Source organism: Gordonia lacunae (genome assembly GCF_002149015.1).
Taxonomy (GTDB): Bacteria; Actinomycetota; Actinomycetes; order Mycobacteriales; family Mycobacteriaceae; genus Gordonia; species Gordonia lacunae.
Map to the genome: position 1 here is coordinate 44,858 of NZ_NGFO01000024.1, position 13,516 is coordinate 58,373.

The following is a 13,516-nucleotide window of genomic DNA, read 5'->3' on the forward strand; positions in this document are numbered from 1 at the left end:
TGGATGACCCGGTCCGGGTTGTCCACAGCACGTGATCGCGGGCGTGCGGGCGACCGCGCGCAGGTGAAGCTGCGTTCATGCAGATCCTCGACTCACATCCACCGGGACCCCACGACCCATCGACGCTGCTCACCTCGATCCCCGCACGCCTCGGGTTCGTCCCGGAGCGATCGATCATCGTGATCGCATTCGCCGCCGACCGGACCGTCAACGCGACCATGCGACACGACCTCGCCCTCGAGGACGACGGCAGCCCCAGCCGGGAGTTGGTCATCGTCCTCGGCGGACTCGGTGAGATCACCGCCACCTATGGCATCGAGGAGATCGTGGTCGTCATCATCGACGACCGCCATCCTGTCGACGATCACCGCTATCGCCGGGTCCTCGCGATGAGCGACCGGTACTTCGGCGAGGTCGGCGGAGTCGCGGCGGGCTTCGCGCTGGCGACGTTCGACGCCGGCGCCGAGTGGACCACCATCTGGTGCCCGGAGGATCGGGCGTGGTCCGTCGATGTGTCCGCCGGCGCGACCGGGCGTCTCGACGACCCGCACACGAGTCCGACGGCGATCGCCGAAGCCGTGCGCTCGGGCCGGCGTATCCTCGGCCGGCGCTCGGAGATGAGATCCATGCTCGAACCGCTGGACGGCGAGTGTGGTCCGGCTCGCCCCCGGCCGGACTGTCATCAGTGCCGCGGCCGCGATCTGGACCGGACCGGTCATGACCGGTGCGATCCCGACACCGACGACATCGAGGTCTCGGCGCTGGCACTCGACCTGGTGATCAGCGCGATGATCGGAGCGGACCGGGCGTTGGACTGCGAAGAACTGGACCTGCTCGAACGGGCGATCCTCCGCCACGACGTCCGCGACGCCGCGCTCGCCCTGGCCGTGACCGAACTGCGGGGAGCTGCCGAACGCCTGTGGCGAGAACTCACCAGGCGCCTCACCGGGCGCGGCCGCGCAACCGCCGCAACGCTTCTCGCGCACCTGCACTACATCGGCGGGGACGGGGCCTATGCCGGTGTCGCGCTGGATGTCGCGCTCGCGTGCGCAGACCCGGCGCCGCTGACCACGTTGCTGGACTCGGCCCTACGGGCAGGCGTACGCCCGGCCAGATTGTGGGGCACGATCGACAAGTCCTACGACGCGGCGAGACGTCTCGGCGTCGTCATCCCGGCGGTGACACTGCGCACCGCCGGGTGACCGACCTGATGGATCAGACCTTCTCGACGACCTTCTCGACGAACAGCGAGTGCGCCATGTCGGGCGAGAGCTCGAGGCCGTCGTGGCCGGGCGTGTCGATGGTGATCGTGCCCGCGGTGTTCGAGACCGTCACGCGGGCATTGGGGACCACGCCCGCCTCGCGGAGCGCGCCGATGAGTTCGGTGTCGGACTGCGCGTGCTCCGACAGCCGTCGCACGATGACCGGCACCGTCTCGCCCGGCGGGAGGTCGGCGAGGCGGGTGGCACCGTCGTCGGAACTCGGCACCTCCACGCCCAGCAGTTCCAGGCCCGGGATCGGGTTGCCGTAGGGCGAGGTCGTCGGGTACTCCAAGACCGCGAGCAGGCGACGTTCGACGTTCTCGCTCATCACGTGCTCCCAGCGGCAGGCCTCCTCGTGGACCTGATCCCAGGGCATCCCGATGACGTCGACCAGCAGACGCTCGGCCAGGCGATGCTTGCGCATCACCGCGACGGCGAGCGAGCGGCCGCGGTCGGTCAGTTCGAGGTGGCGGTCGCCGGCGACGCGGAGCAGCCCGTCGCGCTCCATCCGGGCGACGGTCTGCGACACGGTGGGACCGGATTGGTCCAGACGCTCGGCGATACGTGCCCGCAGCGGCACGATGCCCTCTTCTTCGAGATCGTAGATCGTTCGCAAGTACATCTCGGTGGTGTCAACCAGGTCGTTCACTGTGCGCAATCCCTTTCGTCCCCGCCAAGATTACCCTCTTTGCGAGCGGTGACCGCGATCTCACCGCGGCCGGGTGGTCCGCGACGAGGATGCCGCGGTACCCGCTCGTGTCCGACGCGACATCCGTGGCCGCTGCGCGAGGTGTACCACTAGCCTGAGGTCGTGATCAACACTACGAGCGCCCGATGACGACGGCGGTCATCTGGAGCGAGGACTTCCTGTCCTATCGCTGGGCCCACACGCACCCGATGAACCCGGTCCGACTCGCCCTCACGATGACCCTCGCGCAGAGCCTCGGTGTCCTCGACGACGTCGAGACGATCCCGCCGCAGGCGATCGACGACGACGCCCTGACCGTCGTCCACAGCCGCGACTACATCGACGCGGTGCGTGCGGTCGGCTCCGGCACGGCGTCGCTGTCGGGCCCGTTGCTCGAGCGGCTGTTCGGTCTCGGCGATGCCGACAACCCGGTCTTCACCGGGATGCACGAGGCCGCGCGCCTGCTCGTCGGCGGCACACTGGCCGCGGCGCAGACGGTGGTCTCGGGTGCGGCGACCCGGGCGGTCAACATCGGTGGCGGCATGCATCACGCGATGCGCTCGCGCGCCGCCGGCTTCTGCATCTACAACGACTGCGCCATCGCGATCCGTTACCTGCTCGACCACGGTTTCGACCGCATCGCCTACATCGACGTCGACGCCCATCACGGCGACGGGGTCCAGGTCGAGTTCGCGGCCGACCCGCGCGTGATGACGGTCTCGTTGCACCAGCATCCGGCGACCCTGTGGCCGGGCACCGGATGGCCGACCGAGGTCGGCGACGGCGACGCCGCGGGCAGCGCGGTCAACCTGGCCCTGATGCCCAACACCGAGGACCGGTTGTGGCTGCGCGCCTTCCACGCCGTGGTGCCGTCGCTCATCGCCGAGTTCCGGCCGCAGATCATCGTCAGCCAATGCGGCGCCGACAGTCATCGGGCCGATCCGCTCACCGACCTTGCGCTGACCGTCGACGGCCAGCGCGCCGCGATGATCGCGATGCGCGACCTGGCCGACAAATACTGTGAGGGACGCTGGATCGCGGTGGGCGGCGGCGGCTACGGCGTCGTCAACGTCGTGCCGCGCAGCTGGACGCACCTGCTGGGGGTCGCTCTCGGGCGCGAGGTCGACGTATCGTCGGTCATCGACGAATCCTGGTGTGCCACGGCCGAACAGATCTCCGAGCAGGTGCACTCCGACTACGCCGCCCCGCCGGTTCGGGTCATGGGCGACGGGGGCATCGTCGACTACCAGCCATGGGCGGGTGACGCCGGTCAGGAGCCACCCGAAGGCGTCCCGGCCAACGCCCAGCGCCAGACCGACCGCGCGATTCTCGCCACGCGACGCGCGGTGTACCCGCTCCACGGTCTCGACCCGGAGGATCCCCGTGACTGACGACACCACCACTGCACCGGACGCTGCGCCTGCCGACCCGCCCGCCGCGGTGGCCGACCAGCCGGAACCGCGCAGCCCGTGGGACTACCCGCGGCACTGGATCGCCGATGTGCTGGCCTCCGACGGCGGCGTCGTGCATCTGCGGCCGATCGTGCCCGATGACGCCGATCGCATCGTGGCGTTCCACTCCAAGTTGTCCGAGCGAACGCGCTACATGCGCTACTTCGGCCCGACTCCGACCCTGCCGCCGCGCGAGGTGGCGCGGATGACGACCGTCGACCACCAGCAGCGGGTCGCGATCGTCGCCGAACTCGGGGGCGAGATCATCGCGGTCGGCATCTACGAAGGCCTCGGCTTCGACGGCAAACCCGAATCGGCGGAGGTGGCCTTCGTCGTCGCCGACGAACACCAGGGACGTGGCCTCGGGCCCATCCTGCTCGAACACCTCGCCGGGGCGGCCGCGGAGAACGGCTTCACGCGATTCGAGGCCGAGGTCCTCAGCGAGAACCCGAACATGGTCGCGGTGTTCCGCGACGCCGGCTATCAGCTGGCGCGGAGCTTCGACGGTTCGACCGTGCACGTCGAGTTCCTCATCGACCCCACCGAGGCGCTGCTGTCGGTGCGCAACGCCCGGGAACGCGCCTCGGAGGCACGCAGCGTCGCGAACCTGCTGCGTCCGACCTCGGTCGCGGTCATCGGCGCGTCGACGGACCCGAACAAGGTCGGCAACGCCCTGCTGGCGAACATCATCGCCGGGGGATTCACCGGACCCGTGTTCCCGGTCAACGGTCCTGCCCGGATCGAGGAGGAGGAGCCCGAACCGGGCCGCCGCGGGCTCGGTCGCGAACCGACGCCGGCTCGTCGCCGTACCCGGGAACGCCCCCCGTCGGTGCGCGGGATCCGGGCGTACGAGACCGTTCGCGACATCCCCGACCCCGTCGACCTCGCGGTGGTCGCGGTGCCGGCCGCCCGTGTCGACGACGTGCTCGACGACTGCCTGGTCAAGGGCGTGCGTACGCTCGTCGTCGTGTCGTCGGGCTTCGGCGAGTCCGGCGAGGAAGAGGGGCTGGAGAACGAGCGCCGACTGGTCGCCCAGGTCCGCGAACACGGGATGCGCCTGGTCGGGCCGAACGCGCTGGGGGTGGCGAACAACGACCCGACGGTCGCTCTGAACGCGACGCTGGCCCCGCGCATCCCGGGCGCCGGACGGGTGGGGTTCTTCTGTCAGTCCGGCGCGCTCGGGATCGCGATCCTCGACACCGCCGCCCGGCGCCAGATCGGTCTGTCGACGTTCGCCTCGGCCGGTAACCGCGCGGACGTCTCCGGCAACGACCTGCTGCAGTACTGGGACACCGACGCCACCACCGACGTCATCCTGCTCTACCTCGAGAGCTTCGGTAACCCGCGCAAGTTCTCCCGGATCTCGCGCCGGGTCTCCCGCTCGAAGCCGATCATCGCGGTCAAATCCGGACGGGGTGCCATGACACCGGTCCGCGCGGCGCGATCGGCGGCCACCCTCGACGACCAGATCGCCCGGATGATGCTGGAACAGGCCGGCGTCATCCAGGTCGACACGATCCCCGAATTGTTCGACTGCGCCGCCCTGTTCGCCTATCAGCCGCTGCCGCGGGGACCACGGATCCGCATCATCGGCAACTCCTCGGTGCTGGGCAGCCTGGCGGCCGACACGGCGCGCAACGGCGGTCTCGAGGTCGTCGACACCATCGACCTCGGTGCTGGGGCGTCCGAGGAGGAATTCGAGTCGACGGTCTCGGCGGCGATGGCCGATTCGGGCGTCGACGGGATCATCGTCGTGTTCGTGCCGCCGGTGGCGGTCGGCGCCGACTGGCATGCCCGCGCGCTCATGGCGGCGGCGAACACGCCCGATGCCGATGCCGACAAGCCGATCGTCACGACCTTCCTGGCCGTCGACGGCATCCCGCCGGGCCTGACCCGGCCCGGTCCGGGCGGCATGCCGACGAAGGGCTCGATCCCGTCGTACGGCTCACCCGAACGGGCCGCGGCAGCGCTGGCCCGGGCCTGGCAGTATGCCCGGTGGCGTATGCGGCCGGAGTCCGTCGTCCATCGTCCGGAGGGCACCGATCCCGAGGCGGCCCGGATGTTCGTGCGCGAGGCCATGGCGGGCGAGGGTGTCCCCGAGCAGCCCGGCGAGCGGTTGCTCGGACACGTGGAATCGGCGAAGCTGTTGCGCTGGTACGGCATCGACGTGGTCCCGTTCCGCGAGGTCACCACGATGCACGAGGCGTCCGGAGCGGCACGCGACCTGGGACTGCCGGTGGCGGTGAAGGCGACGTCGGACAAGTGGCGCGGTCGCCTCGACCGCGAGGGTGCGCGTCTGGACCTACCCGACGCGACGTCCGTGGTGACCGCGTTCGCCGAACTCACCGAACTCACCGGCGACCGCGTGCTGCACGTGCAGAAGATGGCGCCGAAGGGCGTCGGCACGGTCATCCGGGTCCGTGACGATCCGTCGTTCGGTTCGGTGATGTCGTTCGGTCTGTCCGGGCGCACCTTCGATCTGCTCGGCGATCACGGTTATCGTGCTGTCCCGCTGTCCGAGCTCGATGCGCGCGAACTCATCGAGGAACCCCGTTCGGCGCCGCTGCTGTCGGGGTATCGCGGAGAGGCGCCGGCCGACAAGGAGGCGCTCGTGGATCTGTTGCTCCGCATCTCCACCCTCATCGACGACATCCCGGAGGTCCGCGAGGTGGTGTGCGACCCGATCCTGGCCTCGGTCGACGGGGCGGCCGTGCTCAATGCCCGGATACGAGTGGGCCCGGTGCCCGACAGGCGGGACACCGGACCCAGACGACTCGGCTGATCGGAGGACCCGACCGAGGACTCAGTGAAGGCGGGAGTCGAGCGTGGGGGGACGCTCAGCTCGCGTAGGCGCGCAGGCGCTCGGCACGGTCACCGTGGCGGAGCTTGCCCATGACCTCTCGCTCGATCTGACGCACGCGCTCGCGCGACAGCCCGAACATGCGGCCGATCTGGTCCAGGGTGCGCGGCTGGCCGTCGTCGAGGCCGTAGCGCATCCGGATGACCTGCTGTTCCCGCTCGTCGAGCGTGGCGAGGACGGCGCGGATGTCGGAGTGCAGCAGTCCGGCGATCACGGCGTTCTCGGCGGAGGTGGCCTCGGCGTCTTCGATGAAGTCACCCAGCGGTGCTTCTTCGTCGCTGCCGACCGGCATGTCCAGGCTCACCGGATCACGGCTGTGGTCGAGCAGGTCGGCGATCTTCTCCGCGGGGATGCCCGACTCGTTGGCCAGTTCGTCGTCGGTCGCCTCGCGGCCGAGCTGCTGGTGCAGTTCACGCTTGATGCGGGCGAGCTTGTTGACCTGCTCCACGAGGTGGACGGGAAGGCGGATCGTGCGGCTCTGATCAGCCATCCCACGGGTGATCGCCTGGCGAATCCACCAGGTGGCGTAGGTCGAGAACTTGAAGCCCTTGGCGTAGTCGAACTTCTCCATCGCCCGGATCAGACCCAGGTTGCCCTCCTGGATCAGGTCGAGGAGGGGCATGCCGCGGCCGGTGTACCGCTTGGCCAGCGAGACGACCAGACGGAGGTTCGCCTCGAGCAGGTGAGCTCGGGCGGCCTCACCTTCACGGACGATGACCGCCAGGTCACGCTTCTTGGCGGCGGAAAGCCGCTTCTTGGTCGCCAGAACGTGTTTGGCGTAGAGGCCGGCCTCGATCTGCTTGGCGAGTTCGACCTCCTGCTCCGCGTTGAGGAGTGCGGTGCGACCGATTCCGTTCAGATAGACACGGACCAGATCCGCCGCTGGAGACTGGGCGTCGAGATCTTGTTCGGTCATCGCCGGCCGGGTACCCGGAGGGGTGACTTCGGCGAAACCTTTGGTCGGGGTCGAACGTGCAACTGTCGAGCGTGACATGCGGCCTCCTGACTTGAGTGCGTTCACTGGGTCCAACGTCCATGTGTGGCCGATAGTTCCCGAGAGTGCTTCGGAGCAAACCTCGATGAGGCTTGGTGACCTGCGCATTCTTTTCGGCGACTCGACAAGTGGCTGAGAAGTTGCTGAGATGTCGCGCGCGACGGAACCGCGATGGAACCGAGGCGACCCCGTGGAGGCGCGGTGGCGTCAGGCGCGGGGATCGTCGGGGTCGACGACGTGCCCGTCGACGGTGCGGGACAGCTGGTGGTCGGTGTCGGTGAGCGCAGGAGGACCGACGACGTGGTGGTCCGCGCCGTATTTGTACTGGGGGACCTCGCCGCGTTTGCGCGGCGGACGGTCGTTGGCGATGAGCACCGCCGCCCAGGGCAGCGGGATGGAGATCGCGACGATCGCCAGAGCCAGGAGTCCCGACCCGGTGATGCCGTAGGCGATGCCGGCGATCAGGAGAGCGGGCACGCGGAAAGCCATGAGGAACAAGTATTTCCGCACACGTGCCCGGTGCTGGGCCTCCAGCGAGTCCGGCGCGTCGGTGATCAGGTAGGTCTCCGCGTCCGCCCGTTTGGACAGGGGGTGGCCGTGCTCGTCGACGTGCGGTGACGTGCTGCTGTGGCCGTGCTGACCGCGACCGGTCTCACCCATGGATTCCCTTTGTTCGAACACTCTCTCTACTGTCCCACTTTCGATCATCGAATGCACCCGCGGCTTCGCCCGCCGCCGGGAGCGGAGCGAGCGGGGCGAGCGGGGCGAATGGATGCCGCCGCCGGGAGCGGAGCGAGCGGGGCGAATGGATGCCGCCGCCGGGAGCGGAGCGAGCGGGGCGAATGGATGCCGCCGCCGGGAGCGGGGCGAGCGGGGCGAATCACATGCCGCCGCCGGGAGCGGAGCAGATCCGGACTCCGGTGCTCCGTCGTTGGGCGGTTGACGCACAATGGACGTATGGGAACCGAAACCATCGAACGCCCGGACCTCGACGAATGGTCCGACACCAAGACCGACGAGCGTCCCGATGCCGATGCGACCGATCGGGATGACGACGACCGCCCCAAGTTCTTCCACTACGTGAAGAAGAACAAGATCGCCGAGAGCGCGGTCATGGGCAACCACGTCGTCGCGCTCTGCGGCGAGACCTTCCCGGTGACGCGGTCGGCCAAGCCCGGGTCACCGGTGTGCCCGAAGTGCAAGAAGATCTACAGCAAGATGCGTAAGTAGCGGCTCCCTGACCGGGCTCGTACGCTGCCGCGCGGCGGCGGGCCCGGCCCGGTCAGTCGCGTCCGCGTTCCCGCGGATGTCGGCGGATCGGACCTGAGGACAGGCGGTCGGGCAGGGTCCGGAGTTGTCCGGTGAAGTCCGAGGTCTGTGAGTTCACCCAGTGGCGCACCTGGGTGGTGGTCGAGGCCTTGGCCGGCCAGAACTGTTGCACCGCGGCGTTGAACTCGGCGCCGATCACGATGCCGAATCCCAGCGAGAACGTGAAGAGCAGGAACGCGATCGGGGTGGCCAGTGCTCCATAGGACACCCCGGCCTCGGTGATCTTGGTGAGGTAGATGCGCAGCAGATAGCTCGCCACCCAGAAGAACACGCCGGCGACGACGGCGCCGCCGATGAGCCGATGCCACGGCAGGGGATTGGGCAGCGCGAGGTGATAGAGCGTCGTGAGCACGAACAGCAGCAGGACCGCGACGAACGGGAAATAGCCGTAGTCGATGAGGGTCGTGACGAACGATCCCCATGACTCCGGCACGATCGCCCGGAGGTAGTTCGGTCCGAGTGCCACCAGGGGCAGCAGGAACACCGCCACACTCAGGAAGCCGACGTAGAGGAACAGCGCGAAGAACCGCTGCCACACCGGGTTACGGACCTCGTGCTGATCGTGAGCGTGTGCGATCGAGGCGATGAAGCACGAGACGGCCGAGGATCCCGCCCACAGGGACAGGACGAAACCGACCGACATCAGCCCGATCCGGCCGCGACCGAGCACGCTGTCGACGGTGGGGGTGATCAGGTCGTCGACGACGGTCGGGGTGAACGTGCGGTCGGCGAAGTCGATGATGCGGGCGTACACGACGTCGACGGTGTCGGGACCGAACCAGCCGGCGACGTAACCGACCGAACCGAGCAGTCCGAGCAGCAATGGCGGCAGGGACAGCGCCTGCCAGAACGCGGCCTGCGCGGCCCAGCCGATGATCCCGTCGTCCCAGGACTTGACGATGGTGCGCCAGATGACGCGGTGGATGTTCGGCAGCACCGGGAGGCCGGGCCCGGTCGGTGCCTCGGCCCGGACCGGGTCGTCGTTCCCCGGCTTCGCGGAACGGTGCGGGTCGGGGACCACCTCGACGTCGCCGGATGCCGGCGCGGCGCGCAAGCGGGCGGCGCGCAGGGGTTCGGTCGCGGTGTCGCCGATCGGGGCGGTGATCGCGGCAGGAACGGGCGCGGGCGGCGGCCCGGTCGGAAGGCTCGGCGCAGCCACCGACGACGTCTCGTCGGCCAGCGGGACCGGGTTCCTCTTGCGCGTTGTGATGTGTTCAATATCCCTGATCGGAGGGGCGGTTGGGTACTCGGGTCACCAGGCGAGTCGTTCGGATCGCCCACGGGCGGCGACTTCCGCGGGCACCGCGGCCCGGTGTCGGGATGCGGGACCTGTCGCCCGTCGGCGGTACGATTGGCGGGTCCCCTTGGGCGCGGGTGCCGCACGCGAGGGGTCATTTCATGTCCGGCAGTACACCCGCACGCGTGGAGGAGCAGCACAGAAGGTGACGTCAGCCGAACCCTCCGCCGGCAGCCCGTCCGGGTCCACGACCCCCGGCCCCACGCAGCAGCTCCGCGCCTGGCAGCGTCGTGCGTTGACCAAATACCTGACGCAGAAGCCGAAGGACTTCCTCGCCGTGGCGACCCCCGGCGCAGGCAAGACGACCTTCGGTCTGCGGATCGCCCGCGAACTCCTCGACGACCGCACCGTCGACAAGATCACCGTGGTCGCCCCGACGGAGCATCTGAAGCACCAGTGGGCCGAGGCCGCGGCGCGCGTCGGGATCGCACTCGACTCCCGGTTCACCAACGCCGCCGGCCAGACCAGTTCGGACTTCCACGGTGTCGTGGTCACCTATGCGCAGGTTGCCGCCCATCCGGCTCGTCATCGGGTGCGTACCGAGAACTACCGCACGCTGGTCATCCTCGACGAGATCCACCACGGCGGCGATGCCAAGTCCTGGGGTGAGGCGATCCGGGAGGCCTTCGACGACGCCGAGCGCCGGTTGCTGCTGACCGGTACGCCCTTCCGCTCGGACGACTCGCCGATCCCGTTCGTCACCTATGAGCCGGAGGCCGGCGGGCACCAGCGGTCCAAGGCCGACCACACCTACGGCTACGCCGACGCACTGAAGGACGGCGTCGTCCGTCCGGTCGTGTTCCTCGCCTACTCCGGTGAGGCCAGCTGGCGGGACAGTGCGGGCGAGGAGTACACCGCGCGCTTGGGCGAGCCGCTCTCGGCCGAACACACCACCCGCGCCTGGCGGACTGCCCTCGATGCCCACGGCGACTGGATCCCGGCGGTGCTCACCGCGGCGCACACCCGACTCGGACAGCTGCGTGCGACCGGCACACCGGACGCGGGCGGCCTGGTGATCGCCACCGATCAGACCGCGGCCCGCGACTACGCCGAACTCCTCACCGCCATCACCGGCAAGGAACCGACGCTCGTGCTCTCCGACGACCCGAAGTCGTCGTCGCGGATCGGGCAGTTCGCCGCGTCCACCGACGAGTGGATGGTCGCCGTCCGCATGGTGTCCGAAGGTGTCGACGTGCCGCGTCTCGCGGTGGGCGTGTACGCCACCAGTTCGTCGACGCCGCTGTTCTTCGCGCAGGCCATCGGCCGCTTCGTGCGATCGCGCCGTCCGGGTGAGACCGCGAGCGTCTTCCTGCCGTCGGTGCCGGTGCTGCTCGACCTGGCCAGCCAGATGGAGGTCGAGCGCGACCATGTGCTCGGCAAGCCGCACCGCGAGAGCGACGGCCTCGACGACCAGTTGCTGATCGACGCTAACAAGCAGGAGGACGAGCCGGGGGAGGACGAGCCGAAGTTCCAGTCCCTGCACGCCGACGCCGAACTCGATCAGGTCATCTTCGACGGCACGTCGTTCGGCACGGCGACGTTCGCGGGCAGCGACGAGGAGTCGGACTACCTCGGACTTCCGGGGTTGCTCGACGCCGATCAGGTGCGCGCGCTGCTACGCAAGCGGCAGGAGGACCAGGTCACCGCGCGGTCGGCCGCGTCGACCCCGGAGTCCTCGGCGAATTCCGAGCAACCGACGCCCGGCCGGCCCCCCGGGACGACCGGTGAGAACCTGCACGCCCTCCGTAAGGAACTGAACACCCTCGTCGCCATGCATCACCATCGCACGGGTAAACCGCACGGCATGGTGCACAACGAGCTGCGCACCCGCCTCGGTGGGCCGCCGACCGCGATGGCGAGCGCCGAGCAGCTCAAGGAACGGATCGCCGCGCTGCGCCAGTGGCGCTGATCGATCGGGTCCGGTGACGGCCCGGACTCGACCGGGACTCGCCAGGCAGACACGACAGAGCCCGGCCGGATGATTCCGGCCGGGCTCTGTGCGCGTAGGAACGCCCGTGTCAGATTGTCGGGATCGTCAGACCAACTCGCCGGCGGACTCGACGACGGTGGCGCTCAGCTCGACGAGACGGGCTTCGTGCTCGTTGAAGTGGTGGCGGCAGAAGAGAAGCTCGCCGCCCTTGGGCAGGACGGCCCGTACCTTGGCTGCGGCGCCGCAGCGATCGCAGCGATCGGCGGCAGTGAGCGGCAGGTAGATCGGGGCTGTGGTGGCGATGTCAGTCATGGTTGTCGTTCCTCCGTCCCGGTCCGGCGCCGGTGTCCGGTCGCCTTCCCTTCGAGCCGACACATCCGGGCGATGCGTCAACCTCACTCTGTCAGACGCTCGAGGCGTTCGTATTGTTCCGGGGGTGCGCTCGGTGTGTCGTCACTCACCGTTTACATCACGCAACAACTGAACAACGATCGCCCGAACGCACTGCGACCCGGCCATGGGGGCCGGGTCGCACCACTCTACGTGTTCTGCACGGTTCGGGTCGGACGGTCAGCTCGTCCGGGTGGGGGAGTGCGTTCCGCTTGCACCCGCGTCGGGCTCGGGTGCGGAATCGGCGGCCGGGATGTCGGACGTCGATGCGCCCTCGACGACGGACCGGTTCGTGCCCTCCGCGCCCACGAGCGCCTCTTCCTGCTCCTCGCGGAAGTGGGTGACCGCGTCCGAGGACTCGTTCTCACGGTCGCGCAGGTATTCGCGGAGCGAGTAGGCGAACGCCGCGGCCCAGGCGATGGCGATCACGATGTAGAAGACGCTGCGTACCGAGCCGGGGGCGTCGATGAAATCGCTCTTGAGCAGGCTGCGCGTGTTGGTGAGAACGATCAGGCCGCCGACCGAGGCGCCGAGCAGGCGCGGCGGGATGTGGCGCACGAGCCATGCCGCGATCGGTGCGGCGATGACACCGCCGACGAGGATGGCGCCGACCCACGCGAAGTTGATGCCCTGCGAACCGAGGCTGAACAGGAAGCCGAGGCTGGCGGCGACGGCGATGATGAACTCGCTCGTGTCGATCGAACCGATCACCTTGCGGGGCTCGAGGCGGCCGCTGGCCAGGATGGCCGGGGTGCCGACCGGTCCCCAGCCGCCGCCACCGGTGGCGTCGACGAATCCGGCGACGAATCCGAGCGGGCTGAGGAAACGCTTGCGCAGCGGCTTGCCGAGGTTGTGACGGGGAATGCCCTGGAAGGTGAAGCGCACCAGGATGTACAGACCCAACAGCAGGAGGATCACGGCCATGACGGGGGCCGCGGTCTCGGTGGAGAGACTCGACAGGATCGTGGCGCCGAGGAATGCACCGATGGCGCCCGGGATCGCGATGCGGCGCACGACGCGCCAGTCGACGTTGCCGAACTTCCAGTGCGAGACGCCGGACACCAGGGTGGTGCCGATCTCGGCCAGGTGAACCGTGGCCGACGCGGCAGCCGGGTTGGTGCCGATGGCGAGTAGGAGGGTCGTGGTGGTGACGCCATAAGCCATGCCGAGACTGCCGTCGACGAGCTGAGCAGCGAAGCCGACGAGGCCGATCAGGACAATCGTTCTCATAGTGGGTCTTTCCGGGAAGTCACACCGTCAGGGGTGTGACGAGGCGGGAGCGGGCACGATGCGGCCGCGAGAAGAGAAACGCAGA

At 69.1% G+C, this 13,516-nt stretch carries 11 protein-coding genes; 5 read left to right on the plus strand and 6 right to left on the minus strand.

The features are described 5' to 3' along the window. Positions 1-77 precede the first annotated feature (77 nt). Positions 78-1,202, plus strand: a complete 1,125-nt coding sequence (locus CA982_RS18840; RefSeq protein WP_086536790.1) for a DUF4192 domain-containing protein — start codon at positions 78-80, stop codon at positions 1,200-1,202. A 13-nt stretch (positions 1,203-1,215) separates the two neighbouring features. Here the strand turns inward: CA982_RS18840 and CA982_RS18845 are convergent, their stop codons facing one another. Then, a complete protein-coding gene (locus CA982_RS18845; RefSeq protein ID WP_004018860.1) occupies positions 1,216-1,911 on the minus strand; it encodes an iron-dependent transcriptional repressor DtxR in 696 nt (231 codons plus the stop codon). A 185-nt stretch (positions 1,912-2,096) separates the two neighbouring features. On the opposite strand from CA982_RS18845, the gene CA982_RS18850 reads away from it, so the two are divergent. Beyond that, on the plus strand, positions 2,097-3,341 hold the full coding sequence (locus CA982_RS18850) for an acetoin utilization protein AcuC (protein WP_086536791.1): 1,245 nt from the start codon (positions 2,097-2,099) through the stop codon (positions 3,339-3,341). Beyond that, positions 3,334-6,183, plus strand: coding sequence for a bifunctional acetate--CoA ligase family protein/GNAT family N-acetyltransferase (locus CA982_RS18855; RefSeq protein WP_086536792.1), 2,850 nt, complete (start codon positions 3,334-3,336; stop codon positions 6,181-6,183). The genes CA982_RS18850 and CA982_RS18855 overlap by 8 nt, the downstream gene beginning before the upstream one ends. A 55-nt stretch (positions 6,184-6,238) precedes the next feature. Here CA982_RS18855 and CA982_RS18860 read toward each other — a convergent pair whose 3' ends face one another. Together CA982_RS18860 and CA982_RS18865 are read right to left on the minus strand one after the other, a co-directional pair. After that, positions 6,239-7,177 carry a sigma-70 family RNA polymerase sigma factor gene (locus CA982_RS18860; RefSeq protein WP_175401036.1) on the minus strand — a complete coding sequence of 313 codons (939 nt, stop codon included), beginning with the start codon at positions 7,175-7,177 and terminating at the stop codon, positions 6,239-6,241. 285 nt (positions 7,178-7,462) lie between these two features. Then, complete coding sequence (locus tag CA982_RS18865) at positions 7,463-7,915, minus strand: DUF3099 domain-containing protein (protein ID WP_086536793.1); 453 nt, start codon at positions 7,913-7,915, stop codon at positions 7,463-7,465. Positions 7,916-8,212: 297 nt separating this feature from the next. Here CA982_RS18865 and CA982_RS18870 point away from each other — a divergent pair, with 297 nt between their 5' ends. Then, on the plus strand, positions 8,213-8,485 hold the full coding sequence (locus CA982_RS18870) for a DUF3039 domain-containing protein (protein ID WP_010840877.1): 273 nt from the start codon (positions 8,213-8,215) through the stop codon (positions 8,483-8,485). Between the two features lie 52 nt (positions 8,486-8,537). Here the strand turns inward: CA982_RS18870 and CA982_RS18875 are convergent, their stop codons facing one another. Further along, entirely contained in the window at positions 8,538-9,743 is a 1,206-nt protein-coding gene (locus tag CA982_RS18875) for a YihY/virulence factor BrkB family protein (RefSeq protein ID WP_086536794.1), read from the minus strand. 283 nt (positions 9,744-10,026) lie between these two features. Here CA982_RS18875 and CA982_RS18880 point away from each other — a divergent pair, with 283 nt between their 5' ends. Continuing rightward, positions 10,027-11,790 (plus strand): DEAD/DEAH box helicase, encoded by a 1,764-nt coding sequence (locus tag CA982_RS18880; RefSeq protein ID WP_086536795.1) that lies wholly within the window; start codon positions 10,027-10,029, stop codon positions 11,788-11,790. A gap of 126 nt (positions 11,791-11,916) precedes the next feature. Here the strand turns inward: CA982_RS18880 and CA982_RS18885 are convergent, their stop codons facing one another. Then, complete coding sequence (locus tag CA982_RS18885) at positions 11,917-12,123, minus strand: DUF7455 domain-containing protein (RefSeq protein ID WP_004018852.1); 207 nt, start codon at positions 12,121-12,123, stop codon at positions 11,917-11,919. Between the two features lie 258 nt (positions 12,124-12,381). After that, positions 12,382-13,431, minus strand: a complete 1,050-nt coding sequence (locus CA982_RS18890) for a sulfite exporter TauE/SafE family protein (protein WP_086536796.1) — start codon at positions 13,429-13,431, stop codon at positions 12,382-12,384. Between the last annotated feature and the right edge of the window lie 85 nt (positions 13,432-13,516).

What these genes read in the sequence shown, in the direction of transcription:
- CA982_RS18840 (WP_086536790.1), top strand. Translation starts at nt 78, where the DNA reads ATGCAGATCCTCGACTCACATCCACCGGGACCCCACGACCCATCGACG.
- CA982_RS18850 (WP_086536791.1), top strand. Translation starts at nt 2,097, where the DNA reads ATGACGACGGCGGTCATCTGGAGCGAGGACTTCCTGTCCTATCGCTGG.
- CA982_RS18860 (WP_175401036.1), bottom strand. Translation starts at nt 7,177, where the DNA reads ATGACCGAACAAGATCTCGACGCCCAGTCTCCAGCGGCGGATCTGGTC.
- CA982_RS18865 (WP_086536793.1), bottom strand. Translation starts at nt 7,915, where the DNA reads ATGGGTGAGACCGGTCGCGGTCAGCACGGCCACAGCAGCACGTCACCG.
- CA982_RS18870 (WP_010840877.1), top strand. Translation starts at nt 8,213, where the DNA reads ATGGGAACCGAAACCATCGAACGCCCGGACCTCGACGAATGGTCCGAC.
- CA982_RS18885 (WP_004018852.1), bottom strand. Translation starts at nt 12,123, where the DNA reads ATGACTGACATCGCCACCACAGCCCCGATCTACCTGCCGCTCACTGCC.
- CA982_RS18890 (WP_086536796.1), bottom strand. Translation starts at nt 13,431, where the DNA reads ATGAGAACGATTGTCCTGATCGGCCTCGTCGGCTTCGCTGCTCAGCTC.